The organism is Advenella mimigardefordensis DPN7, assembly GCF_000521505.1.
GTDB classification, from domain to species: Bacteria; Pseudomonadota; Gammaproteobacteria; order Burkholderiales; family Burkholderiaceae_B; genus Advenella; species Advenella mimigardefordensis.
Map to the genome: position 1 here is coordinate 2683292 of NZ_CP003915.1, position 13078 is coordinate 2696369.

10 protein-coding genes are annotated in these 13078 nt (G+C 52.9%); 4 read left to right on the plus strand and 6 right to left on the minus strand.

Features of this window, described 5'->3' with window-relative positions:
* The first annotated feature begins 84 nt into the window (after positions 1–84).
* A complete protein-coding gene (locus tag MIM_RS12360; protein ID WP_025373069.1) occupies positions 85–1191 on the plus strand; it encodes a YeiH family protein in 1107 nt (368 codons plus the stop codon).
* Positions 1192–1329: 138 nt separating this feature from the next.
* Here the strand turns inward: MIM_RS12360 and MIM_RS12365 are convergent, their stop codons facing one another.
* Together MIM_RS12365 and MIM_RS12370 are read right to left on the minus strand one after the other, a co-directional pair.
* Positions 1330–2562, minus strand: a complete 1233-nt coding sequence (locus MIM_RS12365) for an esterase-like activity of phytase family protein (RefSeq protein WP_025373070.1) — start codon at positions 2560–2562, stop codon at positions 1330–1332.
* A 139-nt stretch (positions 2563–2701) separates the two neighbouring features.
* The gene (locus tag MIM_RS12370) at positions 2702–4489 is read right to left on the minus strand and encodes an aminopeptidase P family protein (RefSeq protein ID WP_144084642.1); all 1788 of its coding nucleotides are present in this window, start codon (positions 4487–4489) and stop codon (positions 2702–2704) included.
* 138 nt (positions 4490–4627) lie between these two features.
* On the opposite strand from MIM_RS12370, the gene MIM_RS12375 reads away from it, so the two are divergent.
* The gene (locus tag MIM_RS12375) at positions 4628–5011 is read left to right on the plus strand and encodes a DUF423 domain-containing protein (protein WP_025373072.1); all 384 of its coding nucleotides are present in this window, start codon (positions 4628–4630) and stop codon (positions 5009–5011) included.
* 134 nt (positions 5012–5145) lie between these two features.
* Here MIM_RS12375 and MIM_RS12380 read toward each other — a convergent pair whose 3' ends face one another.
* From MIM_RS12380 to MIM_RS12390, 3 genes are read right to left on the minus strand one after another with little or no spacing between them, the layout of a single operon-like run.
* Positions 5146–5799, minus strand: a complete 654-nt coding sequence (locus MIM_RS12380; RefSeq protein ID WP_025373073.1) for a CoA transferase subunit B — start codon at positions 5797–5799, stop codon at positions 5146–5148.
* Positions 5800–5801: 2 nt separating this feature from the next.
* Positions 5802–6509: a CoA transferase subunit A gene (locus MIM_RS12385; protein WP_025373074.1), complete on the minus strand. Its 708-nt coding sequence runs from the start codon at positions 6507–6509 to the stop codon at positions 5802–5804.
* 56 nt (positions 6510–6565) lie between these two features.
* Positions 6566–7054 carry an acyl-CoA thioesterase gene (locus MIM_RS12390; RefSeq protein WP_052342314.1) on the minus strand — a complete coding sequence of 163 codons (489 nt, stop codon included), beginning with the start codon at positions 7052–7054 and terminating at the stop codon, positions 6566–6568.
* A 372-nt stretch (positions 7055–7426) separates the two neighbouring features.
* Here MIM_RS12390 and MIM_RS12395 point away from each other — a divergent pair, with 372 nt between their 5' ends.
* Positions 7427–9073 carry an electron transfer flavoprotein-ubiquinone oxidoreductase gene (locus tag MIM_RS12395; RefSeq protein WP_042070282.1) on the plus strand — a complete coding sequence of 549 codons (1647 nt, stop codon included), beginning with the start codon at positions 7427–7429 and terminating at the stop codon, positions 9071–9073.
* Positions 9074–9256: 183 nt separating this feature from the next.
* On the opposite strand, the gene acs is transcribed toward MIM_RS12395, so the two are convergent.
* On the minus strand, positions 9257–11236 hold the full coding sequence (acs, locus tag MIM_RS12400) for an acetate--CoA ligase (RefSeq protein WP_025373077.1): 1980 nt from the start codon (positions 11234–11236) through the stop codon (positions 9257–9259).
* A gap of 945 nt (positions 11237–12181) precedes the next feature.
* On the opposite strand from acs, the gene MIM_RS12410 reads away from it, so the two are divergent.
* Positions 12182–12874, plus strand: coding sequence for a C40 family peptidase (locus MIM_RS12410; RefSeq protein ID WP_025373079.1), 693 nt, complete (start codon positions 12182–12184; stop codon positions 12872–12874).
* Positions 12875–13078 lie beyond the last annotated feature (204 nt).

Genomic DNA, 13078 nt, shown 5'->3' on the forward strand with positions numbered 1-13078 from the left:
TTTTCCTTATTCTACTAATAAACTATTGTAACTTTACTTATACCACACACAGGCCTATGATCTATACCTATTGGTAATAAGCTAATGGTTATTAAATATATTATGACACTCACGGCCACTTCTCTCCATGCCTTGTCAGCCACTGTCACACCTGATGCAGGCCTTGTGCGCGTAGCAAAAGGCAGCAGCGCCGCTCAGCCTCGCAAAAACTCCCTGTGGCCCGGTTTGATTTTATCGGTAGCGATTGCCCTGGTGGCCGAGTTTGCCGGACGTGCCGTTCCTATTATTGGCGGACCGGTTTTCGGCATACTGATGGGAATCATGTACCGAAGCGCATTCGGCCTGCATGCCACATTGCAACCCGGCATCACCTTTTCTTCCAAGAAAATTTTGCAGGTTTCTATTATTCTGCTTGGCTTTGGTCTGAGTTTTACCCAGATTATGGCAACCGGTGGTGAATCGCTGGCCGTCACACTGGTGACCGTGACGGTGGCGTTTGGGAGCGCCTGGTTGCTGGGCCGCCTGCTGCGCACGCCGTCCGACCTCACTACATTGATCGGCGTGGGCACAGCCATTTGCGGTGGTTCTGCCATCGCCGCTGTCACACCCATTCTGAAGCCTTCGGAGCATGACACGGCATTTGCCATCTCCACCATTTTTCTGTTCAATATTGTCGCCGTGCTCACCTTTCCGGCCCTGGGCCATATGCTGGGCCTGAGCGACTATGGTTTCGGCATGTGGGCGGGCACTGCCATCAACGATACTTCGTCTGTGGTGGCTGCCGGCTATGCATACAGTCATGCAGCGGGCGACTTTGCCACGATTGTTAAGCTGACCCGCGCCACGCTGATTATCCCGATCTGTCTTTTTCTGGTGGTACTGGTTGGCATGCGCAATCGCCGTCAGGGCAATCAATCGGTCAGCCTGACAAAGATATTTCCCTGGTTCATCGTATGGTTCCTGCTCGCGTCGCTGGCCCGCAGCACCGGTATCATGCCCGAGATCATGCTTGACTGGATTAACGTCGCTGCGAAATTCCTGATCGTGGTTGCGCTGGTCGCCGTTGGTCTGTCTGCCAATATGCGCAAAATCTTTGCTACCGGTCCGCGCCCTATCCTGCTGGGTTTCCTGGTATGGATGGCCGTATCGATCAGCAGCCTGATTGTGCAATACGCCATGGGTCAGATGTAAGCCTCGGTATTGCTTACCTACTCTAGTCTGTGAATGGACCGCCCCGCTTTATTGGAAGAAACGCTACCCAGAAGAATGGATTGATGTCCAACGTTGTTGGGTCAATTAAGAGGCGGTCCTGCTTTTTACGGCCGGCACTTAATTGGCAGCGGGCGCACTCAGGGGATACACATACACGGTATTGGCATCCACCTTGCCTGTGGCCGGCAGTATTTTTTTTGTCACTTTGCCATCCTGATTAATGATGCCAAAATCATCATCGTTGATAACGGCCAAATGCTTATCATCCAGAAGCCACATGCCCTCGAATTTTTCGTGAGGGTAATTGTGCTCTTTGACCATATCGATCACCAGAGATTTCGCAACGGGTTTGATACCGGCCTGCTCCAGTTCCTGCCAGCTGTTCTGTTCCAGCGTTTTGCCGTTGACCAGCATACCGGAGGGCGCAGTCACGTCTCCTGAAACGTCTGTTGCATTGCGCAGGTCAATCAGATATACATGCTTCTGAACATTGTCCTTCACACCAGGAAACTCACTATCACGCTCATCAATTAGAAAACGATGGTTATCCAGTGCCAGAATTTCAGAGTTTGAAAAGTGATTGCGGTTCTGGCGATAGACATATTGCTTTGTCTTCCCGCTCTCCAGGTCAAAGCTGACAATGCGCACCAGGGTTTTATTGACGACCGATTTTTTATCAGGATTACTTAAGGTTGATTGCATGGTGCCAACAAGGGTTTTGCCATCGGGTGTGATTGTTAACCCTTCCATACCGCGATTGGGCGTGCGTCGTGCCAGCACGGCAGGCAGCTTACGCCCCTTGGTGTCGACACCGACAGGACTGATGCGTTCCAGCTCAATCCCTTTGGCGCTGAAATGCACAATATGCGGACCGTATTCATCCGACACCCAGAAACTGCCGTCAGGTGCGACAGCCAGCCCTTCGCTGTCAATGCCATAGGGGTCTGGTGACAATACCTTGCCCGCCAGATCGAGTGCCGTTTCGCCGGTGCTACCCAGTCCCTTGGGGTTTGGCAAGCCGGTCAGCAACGTTCCATCCGGCCGGCGCATAGGAATGTTTTCAAGCAATTTAATGCTGCCATTAGACTCGATCGCGAAGTGTCCAATACTGGGCGTGAATGCCGGCACCGGAAATACCTTTGAATCCTTCGTGGGGCCATCGGCATTCGGCCCTCTATCGGTCATCGCATAAAAGCGATCGGGGTGACCAGGATCCCTGAAGGCCGAAGAACCATATCCGCCATGACGGATTTCTACATCACCGATTTTCTCTATGACCTGATAAGGCAATGCACTGCCCTTCGTACCGATAGCAAGACCACCTGTTTGAGCGATGGCGACGGAGGACATGGCCGAGCATAAAATACCCAATATGTTTTTTTCATGGTGCTTCCACTGGCAAAATACTGGGCATTTTAAGTTTTACTATTTGACAAAATGATGACCGGTTACAGCTCGTAGCGCAGGCCAGTGCATCTTAAATCTTAAGTTAAATCGCTGCGGTTCTTGTCTTCAACCACGCCAATGCAGGGCCCGATACGCGCGGCGCCAGCCGGCGATAAACCTCTTCATGATAGGCGTTCAGCCACGACAATTCCTGCTCACTCAGTAGCTGCCGTTCAATACAGCGCGTATCAATCGGGCATAGCGTCAGCATTTCAAACTTAAGATAGGTGCCGAACTCAGACTGGCCAGCAGGCACTGCGCAGATCAGGTTTTCAATACGAATGCCCCACTGGCCTGGCCGATAAAGACCCGGCTCATCCGAAGTAATCATGCCGGCTTTCATCTCGGTGTCGGGAAAACGGTGGGCGCGATGCGAGATCATTTGCGGACCTTCGTGCACATTCAGGAAATACCCGACACCGTGCCCGGTACCGTGACCGAAATCCAGCAACTGTGCCCACAAGGGGGCCCGCGCCAGCGTATCCAGCAACGGCGCCGGATAGTCTTCAGGAAATACGGCTGCGGCCAAACCGATCATACCCTTGAGGACCAGCGTAAAATCGCGGCGATGGTCAGCATTAATTGTTCCAACAGGTACGACCCGCGTAATATCGGTAGTGCCGTTCAGATACTGGCCACCCGAATCGATCAGCAGCAAGCCATTGCCTTCAATCACTGAATACGACTCGGGCGTTGCCATGTAATGCGGCATGGCGCCGTTGGCATTGAAGCCCGCGATGGTAGAAAAACTGGGCGATACAAAATGAGGCTGGCGCGCGCGGGCTGCGGTAATCTGCTCGTCGATTGTCAGCTCTGTTACCGGCTCGCCGTTTTCCAGGGCGGCTTCGAACCAGGCAAAAAACGCACAGAGCGCAGCGCCGTCCTGCTCCATAGCCTGCCTGACGTTGGCAATCTCGGCCTGATTTTTGACGGATTTAAAGCGTTGCGATGGATTGAGTTTTTCGATCAATGATACCGAATGAGCATGCGCCAGCAGCCCCACCGTTGTACGAGCCGGATCAACCAGCAAGGCCTCGTGAGGCAAGGCGGCCAGCGCGCCCTGAACGTCCTCATACCCCTGCACGGCAATACCGTCGGCAGCAAGCCGGGCAATTAGCTCCGGGCCCATTTTTTTCTTGTCAACAAACAGCACGGCGCTATCGGCGCCAATTAATAAATGCGACAGGAATACCGGATTGTACGAAACATCGGAGCCACGTAAATTCAATACCCAGGCGATATCATCCAGCGCGCTGATCAAATGCCATTGTGCCCCGGCCTGAGCCATGGACTGGCGTAACGCGTGCAGATTCTGCTCACGGCTGCGCGTCGCAAAGGGTGCGCTATGTTCAACCACAGCGGCTGCCGGCAAACCGGGTCGATCGGGCCAGATCGCAGCCAGCAAGTCCGTATCGGTTTTCAATACACTGTCGCGGCGGCCTAGCGCCTGACGCAAATCCTGTGCGGCTTTCAGACTAAGCACATGGCCATCCACCCCAACAACCTGCCGGCTTTCAAGATTGGTTTCCAGCCAGGCATTGACACTGGGCACATCGGTCTGGCCCAGTTTCATCAGCGTCAGACCGCTATTGGCTAACTGTTTTTCGGCCTGCTCCCAATAGCGCGAATCCACCCAAAGGCCGGCAAAGTCGCGGGTAATGACCACGGTGCCAACAGATCCGGTGAAACCGCTAAGCCAGCGCCGCCCCTGCCAGTACTCCGGTAGATATTCTGACTGGTGAGGATCTGCTGAAAGTATAAGGTAGGCATCAATATGCTGTGCGGCCATCGCGATGCGCAATTGCTGCAGGCGTTCAGTAACGGTTGACATAGGGTGCGGGTACTCCGGTGAAACATTCATCTATGCATCACGGCAACAGGTATCGCAGTGGTGCGCAAACATTTACAATACACCATCATCGCAAAAAAAACATGCGGTAGGCCCAGTTACATTCCAAGACGTTACCCTATGACTACCTTCTCTTCCATCGTTCGCGGTGCCGCCATCAGCGGCTTTATCGGGGTTACCGCCGGCGCTTTCGGGGCTCATGGTCTGAAAAACCATGTAGATCCGGCGCTGCTGCCTGTCTGGCACACTGCGGTACTCTACCAGTTGATTCATACGCTGGCACTGTTACTGCTGGTAGGCCTGGCTGCCCATGTGAACCGGCAGGCGCTGCGCTGGAGCAGCCGCTTATTTGGTGCAGGTATTGTGATTTTCAGCGGCAGCCTGTACATACTGGTGCTCAGCAATGTGAAATGGCTGGGCGCCATCACGCCTATCGGCGGCGTTTGCTTTCTGGCGGGCTGGCTGTGCCTGGTCCTGGGCGCCGGAAAAACGGAGAGCAGATAAAAAAAGCACCCCGCATGGCCGGACACAAACACGTGCAATAAAGTAAATCAAGCAGTGAATGCGTCCAACGCTGCGGAGGCGCTTATTCGGCACGGGGGTGCCGATCCGTCTGGCGACAAGCCGACTCGTGCCGATCAGGCCAAAGCAGACAGATCCAGCTTCGCCTTGGTTTTTTCCTGCACTTCTTCGATGGTGACCTCTGGTGCCAGCTCCAGCACTTTCAGCCCATTTTCTGTCACTTCCATCACGCACAGGTCGGTAATAATCACATTGACCACACCCACACCGGTCAACGGCAGCGTGCATTCAGGCAGCAGTTTGATATCGGTGGTACCGTCTTTCTTGCGCGCCACATGCTCCATCAGCACAATCACGCGCCCCACACCGGCCACCAGATCCATCGCGCCGCCCATGCCTTTGACCATCTTGCCCGGAATCATCCAGTTGGCCAGATCGCCCTTTTCCGATACCTGCATGGCGCCCAGAATAGCCAGATTGATTTTGCCGCCACGAATCATCGCAAATGAATCGGCAGAGGAAAAAATAGATGAACCCGGCAGCGTCGTGACGGTCTGCTTACCCGCATTGATCATGTCCGGATCAATTTCTTCTTCCGTTGGAAACGGGCCAATACCGAGCAGGCCGTTTTCTGATTGCAGCCAGACTTCCATACCCTCTGGCACATGGTTGGCTACCAGGGTTGGCAGGCCAATACCCAGATTCACGTAGAATCCATCCTGCAGTTCTTTTGCTGCACGCGCAGCCATTTGATCGCGATTCCATGCCATGCTTATTCTCCTTTGGACGGACGGGTCGTGCGTTGCTCAATCCGTTTTTCAGGATGCTCATTCAGTACGATGCGCTGCACGTAAATGCCGGGAAGATGAATCTGGTCCGGATCCAGCTCGCCCACTTCAACGATTTTTTCCACTTCGGCCACCGTGATTTTGCCGGCCATGGCCACATTAGGGTTGAAGTTACGTGCGGTCTTGCGGAAAATCAGATTGCCGCTGCGATCGGCGATATATGCCTTGACCAGGCAAACATCAGGCGTAAGCGAACGCTCCATCACGTACTGGTGTCCGTCGAACTCGCGAATTTCCTTGCCGTCGGCCACAATGGTACCCACACCGGTGCGCGTAAAGAAGGCCGGGATACCGGCGCCACCGGCGCGCAGTTTTTCTGCCAGCGTGCCCTGAGGCGTAAACTCCAGCTCCAGCTCGCCCGCCAGATATTGCCGCTCGAACTCTTTGTTCTCACCCACATAGGAGGCGATCATTTTTTTAACCTGGCGCGTATTGAGCAACTGGCCCAGTCCGAATCCATCAACCCCGGCGTTATTGCTCACGCATGTGAGGTCTTTCACCCCCGAATCCCGCAGAGCCGCAATCAACGCCTCGGGAATACCGCAAAGACCGAAGCCCCCAACACCAATCATTTGCCCATCGGCTACGATGCCTTCGAGCGCCTGATTGGCATTTGCAAATACCTTATCCATTTACTCTTCCTTTACTGATTATGAAACGTGAACGACTGGCTGGTACGCCTTTGGACTCATGCGCCAGCATGTGACGGTGCCAGTGCAAACTGCTTTTGCAATTGCTCAAGCAACGCCGCCGACCATGGACTCGACTTTCCCGATGCCAAATCACTCAGCACCACCACGGCACGGGAACGCGCATACAGGATATCCGGCTCGCCTTCCTTGCGTATGAGAATATTACAATCCAGACTGGAACGACCCAATCTGGCCAGTTGATGAACAATTTCCATATTGCCCGGCCAGCTCATTGGCCTGAGAAAATCACATTCTGCACGGGCCAGTACAACCCCGGTGCCTGGTGCAAACAAATGGCGCAACGGACCGAGGATTTGCATGCGGGCCTCTTCGATGGCACGAAAATACACGGTATTGTTTACATGTTGCAATGCATCCATATCGGCCCAGCGCAGGGCAAATATATGGCGGTGTTCGCCCTGTACGGAACGATCCTGTGACGAAGCCGGGGATATACGATCAGCACTGTCGGCACTATCGGGCACGGGTGATCTCCTTAAATAGCCTTGTTCTATGGCCTTGTTATCATCGAACATACTGTAGCAGATTTCTGTTACACCCATCCGGCACAGACCTGCCTTATTGGTAGTTATCCTAGGTAAAACGACACGACTTGAATATTCTTGCAGTATTGTTTACTTTTTGCATCGCAGCACAAGCGACAGAAACGAAGCACTGAAAACGACAAATCCAAGCGACTGATCGCCATTTATCCGGCATTTGTTCCGCCAGTCAGATTAACCGGCCATTTCAGAGCAGTTAACAACGACTTCAGCTATTAAGAACTGCAATTGACCCCTCATTGCAATACAATCGACATTAAATACAGAATTACATTATCTCAGGAGCTAGCGCGAATGTCAGAACGCGAATCAATGGAATATGACGTTGTCATCGTCGGAGGCGGGCCGGCGGGCCTGGCAGCGGCAATCAAATTTAAACAACTCTGTCAGGAAAAAGGACAGGATTACTCAGTCTGTGTATTGGAAAAAGGCGGCGAAATTGGCGCGCATATTCTTTCTGGCGCAGTCATGGATCCGCAGGCGCTGACCGAGCTTATTCCCGACTGGAAAGAAAAAGGGGCGCCGCTGGGCGTAGAGGTAACCGAAGACCAATTTCTGTTCCTGAACGAAACCGGACAAAAATCCACTCCCAAGTGGGCGCTGCCACCCTGTTTTCACAACGAAGGCAACTATATCGTGCGGCTGGGCTACGTCACGCGATGGCTGGGTGAACAGGCCGAAGCGCTGGGCGTTGACATCTTCCCCGGATTTGCGGCCACCGAACTGCTCTACAACGAAGCCGGCGGCATCCGCGGCGTCGCTACCGGGGATATGGGTCTGGACCGCGACGGCAACCAGACCGCACATTACCAGCCCGGCATGGAACTGCACGCCAAATACACGCTGTTTGCCGAAGGATCTCGCGGCCAGCTTGGGCGCCAGTTGATTGCGAAATACAAGCTTGATCAGGGCCGCGACCCGCAAAGCTATGGTATCGGCATCAAGGAAATGTGGGAAATTGATCCTGCAAAATTCAAAAAAGGCCTGGTCGTGCATACTGCCGGCTGGCCGCTGGATTCTGATACCTATGGCGGTTCGTTCCTGTACCACCTGGAAGACAATCTTGTCATGGTGGGCATGGTGGTTGGGCTGGATTACGCCAACCCCTGGCTGTCTCCCTTCGAAGAATTTCAGCGTTATAAAACGCATCCAAGCATCCGGCCTTATTTTGAGAACGGTAAACGCATTGCCTATGGCGCCCGCGCCATTACCGCCGGTGGTTTGCTATCCCTGCCCAAACTGGTATTCCCGGGCGGTGCACTGATCGGCTGCGAAGCTGGCTTTCTGAATGCCAGCCGCATCAAAGGCAGCCATGCCGCCATCAAGACCGGTTCTCTGGCCGCTGAAGCCGCCTTCGAAGCACTGGCCGCCGAGCGCAGCCAGGACATCCTGTCAGCTTACCCTATTGCCTTTGAGCAGAGCTGGTTGTATGAAGAGCTGAACAAAGCGCGCAACTTCAAGCAATGGTTCAAAAAAGGACGACTGATCGCCACCCTCATGACCGGCATTGAGCAACTGGTGTTCAAGGGCAAAATGCCCTGGACGATTCATCGCAAAAAGGCCGATCACGAGTGCCTGAAGCCCGCTGCCGAGTGCGCGAAGATAGACTATCCAAAGCCAGATGGCAAACTGACCTTTGATCGCCTGACATCGGTGTTCATTTCTAACACCAACCATGAAGAAAACGAACCGGTGCACCTGACACTCAAAGACGCTTCCGTCCCGGTTGACACCAACCTGCGTGTGTATGCGGGTCCCGAGCAGCGCTATTGCCCGGCTGGCGTCTATGAGTTCATCAAGGACGACCAGAACCAGGATCGCCTGCAAATCAATGCGCAAAACTGCGTGCATTGCAAAACCTGTGATATTAAGGACCCCACACAGAATATTGTATGGGTGGCGCCGCAGGGGGGCGAAGGTCCGGTATACAACGGAATGTAATGCGCGTTCTGCCTCGTTGATCGGCCAGATGAATATCTGTCCGGTCTCCTGGTAAATGAGGCCCTGATAAAAAAAGACTGAAATCAAAAAAGGCTGAAATCCACGAGTACGGATTCCAGCCTTTTTTATCAGCGGTTTTGGAGCGCGGCCTGAGCCGGCTCCTTGCGGTCTGCCGCGTCTGGATCAGACAGATTCGGTCAGCTGATCCAGGATGGCGGGGTTTTCAAGCGTAGAGACATCCTGGGTGACCTCTTCGCCTTTGGCCACCACACGCAGCAGACGCCGCATGATTTTGCCTGAACGTGTTTTAGGAAGATTGTCGCCAAAACGGATATCTTTGGGTTTGGCAATCGGGCCGATTTCTTTGGCAACCCAGTCACGCAACTGCTTGGCGATCTCTTTGGCCTCGTCACCATGCGGACGCTCACGCTTCAGGACCACGAACGCGACCACGGCTTCACCGGTAGTGGCATCCGGGCGTCCGACAACGGCGGCTTCTGCAACCAGCTCATGCGATACCAGTGCGGACTCCACTTCCATGGTGCCCAGACGGTGACCGGACACGTTCAGCACGTCATCGATACGTCCCATGATCCAGAAGTAGCCATCTGCATCCCGTTGCGCGCCATCACCGGCCAGATAGTAGCCACGGAATTCTGAAGGGAAATAACTGTTTTTATAACGCTCATTGTCCCCCCACACGTTCCGGATCATGGCAGGCCACGGTTTTTTGACAACCAGGAAACCACCCTTACCGTTAGGTACGTCTTCGCCGGTTTCATCGACGATGGAAGCAAAGATACCAGGTAACGGCAGCGTGCAAGAACCAGGCTTGAGCGGTGTTGCGCCAGGCAACGGCGTGATCATCTGGCCGCCGGTTTCGGTTTGCCACCATGTATCCACAATCGGGCAGCGCTCTTTACCGACGTTTTTGTAATACCAAACCCAGGCTTCCGGATTGATGGGCTCACCCACCGAACCAATGATACGCAGGCTGGACAGATCGAAGCTGTCCGGATGCACTTTGGCATCGGCCTCGGAGGCTTTGATCAGAGAACGGATCGCGGTTGGTGCCGTATAAAAGGTCGTGACCTTGTGGCGGCCAATCATCTCCCAAAACCGACCGGCATTGGGATATGTTGGTACGCCCTCGAAGACGACCTGCGTCAGACCGGCAGCCAGCGGGCCGTAGGTCACATATGTGTGGCCGGTGATCCAGCCCACGTCGGCCGTGCACCAGAAGACGTCGCCTGGTTTCTGATCAAAAGTCCACTTGACCGTCAATTGCGCCCAGAGCAGATAGCCGGCGGAGGAGTGTTGCACGCCTTTGGGTTTGCCGGTGGAACCCGATGTATAGAGAATAAATAACGGATCTTCCGAATTCATGGCTACCGGTTCGCAGACATCGGACTGACCGTCTTCGAAATCACTCCACCAAATGTCGCGGCCTTCGGTCCAGCTGATATCGCCGCCCGTGCGGCGATAAACGATCACGGAGCGTACCTTCTCTGTGTTTTCCTGGGCCAGTGCGTCATCTACGGCTGGTTTCAAAGGCAGCGCTTTGCCGCCGCGATACTGGCCATCAGAGGTAATCACCAGGGAAGCGCCCACATCAACAATCCGTTCATGCAGGCTCTTGGCCGAAAACCCGCCGAACACCACCGAATGAATGATGCCAAGCCGCGCGCAAGCCTGCATGGCCACGACTGCCTCGATAGACATAGGCAGATAAATAATGGCCGTGTCGCCTTTCTTGTATCCAGCCTGCTTAAGGCCGTTAGCGAAACGACTGACCCGGGCCAGCAATTGCTTAAAAGTAACCGGTGTGACTGCTCCATCATCCCCTTCGAAAATGATGGCAGTCTGATCACCACGTCCTTCGACCACGTGTTTATCCAGACAGTTGTACGAAACATTTAATTCGCCGTCGGCGAACCATTTATAAAATGGCGCTGCCGAATCATCCAGAACCTGGGTGAAGGGCTTAATCCAGCGCAGATGTTCATTGGCCTGACGCTTCCAGAAGCCCTCGAAGTCATCTTCAGCTTCTTTATAAAGTGCTTTGTAAGCATCCATACCCGCAACCGTGGCATTCCGGACGAAATCGTCATTGGGCGGAAATACCCGGTTTTCGACGAGCACAGATTCAATTGAAGTGGACATATAAGCGGTCTCCTGAACGTATGATGTTAAATAGTTAAAGCTGATATATCGTGCGGGCCCGACAGGCAATGCGCTGCCGCCCTGTTCTATATATATTAGCCGAGAATAAATCAAAAGGTAATCAGCAACAACCTGTAGAAAACACAATGCGGGTACGTTACTGACCCGCAACCCGAACGCTGCATGATCTCCTGCATGACCTCCCACAGGATCTGTTACCCGCTACCGGCCTGCTGTCAGACAAGGCGTGACCGATAGAGGCACCTGATCAGCCTATTCGCCATTTTGCGCGGCGAACAGCCTGAACCCGCAACCGGCGCCCATAAAGAAGCTGCCAAACCGGCTAGCGGTTTTCCTGTTGCCGCCCAGCACTGTGCCGGGGCAGCAGACAGCATTGTCGGGCACTGATATAACGCCAAAACCCGGCAAATCACAGGCTTTGATAGGTGCTGTCGGAAGATATAACGAATCTATTAAACTGCTTTTGACACACATCACATTGCCCGTGAATAAAGTTAAATAATATTAAAGTTCTTCTTTTTTTCTCGTTCAACTTCAATTGCTTGTTGCCGCTGATATGACAGCTTGATGACAAACTCATCATGAAAGGCACGCGTGGTCATTTGTGCTATTTGCACCAATAAGTCACAATTGAATTTTATTTTTACATTCGAATCAATACGACCCTGACATTATATTGAACTGTAACAATCGCAGAATTTAACGTAAGAAGTATTTAAATAACACTAACTTCGGCCAATTTCAAAACGAATGTAAGCGCGTAAATCGAGCCGCGCTTTTTTTCCAGAAAATGTAAATTTTTCTTAATTTCAATCTAGAAAATCTTTAGAAATTGGTTGTGACAGCATTGATTTTTATGTAGAATTTGCTCAGCTTTTGGAAAAGCTAGTTCGGACACCCTATAATTTACGATATGTAACGACTATGCCCCCACACTCCCTTGTTAGTTTCAGCCATTTCCGTACCCGTCTTCGACGGTCCCTGTTCTCCCTCCTCTGCATTTCCCTCAGTAGTGTCACTTTCTCCCAAGTCGCTATCGCCGACGACCTCGATCAGGAACAATCTCAGAAACTCATTATCACGCAAAATGGCGTAGTTGATGCAGCAACTGAAAAGCCTGTATCAGAGTGGGATCCCCGGATTTCAGACCCCATCGGTGACCTGATTGCCCAGGCCAAGCTGCGTCGCAATAACAAAGACGCCGCTATCGATTCACCCGTATCTGCTTCCAGCGAACTGGCAGAAGCGGCATTGAACTATCTTGGCGTGCGCTACCGTTTTGGTGGCACAACCCCCAAGGGTGGTTTTGACTGCTCTGGCCTGATTTACTACACTGCCAGCAAATACATGGGCGTCAACCTGCCGCGCGTGGCTTCGTCCATGGCGCAAATTGGCGAATCGGTCAGCCGCGACGAGCTTAAACCCGGCGACCTGGTCTTTTTCAATACCCGGGGCAAACGGTACTCGCATGTCGGTATTTATGTTGGCGAGAATAAATTTGTTCATTCACCGCGCACAGGCTCTGTTGTTCGTGTAGACAAGATGGACAATGTTTACTGGAACAAGCGCTATAACGGCGCACGCCGCCTGGAAGGACAACGCGTGGCTTCTCGCTGATCCGCAGCGAAACAGCATCACGCATCAATTGCATACGGCCGCACATTAAATATGTGTGGCCCAAAAAAACTGGACGTTCTCATTAAGAAAACGTCCAGTTTTTTTCGCATCCGGCGATTGAACCGGATAATTGCCATCGAGTTGATGCCACCTGTCATCTACCATCTATATAAATAAATATAAACAAGAACAGAAATAGCGCAT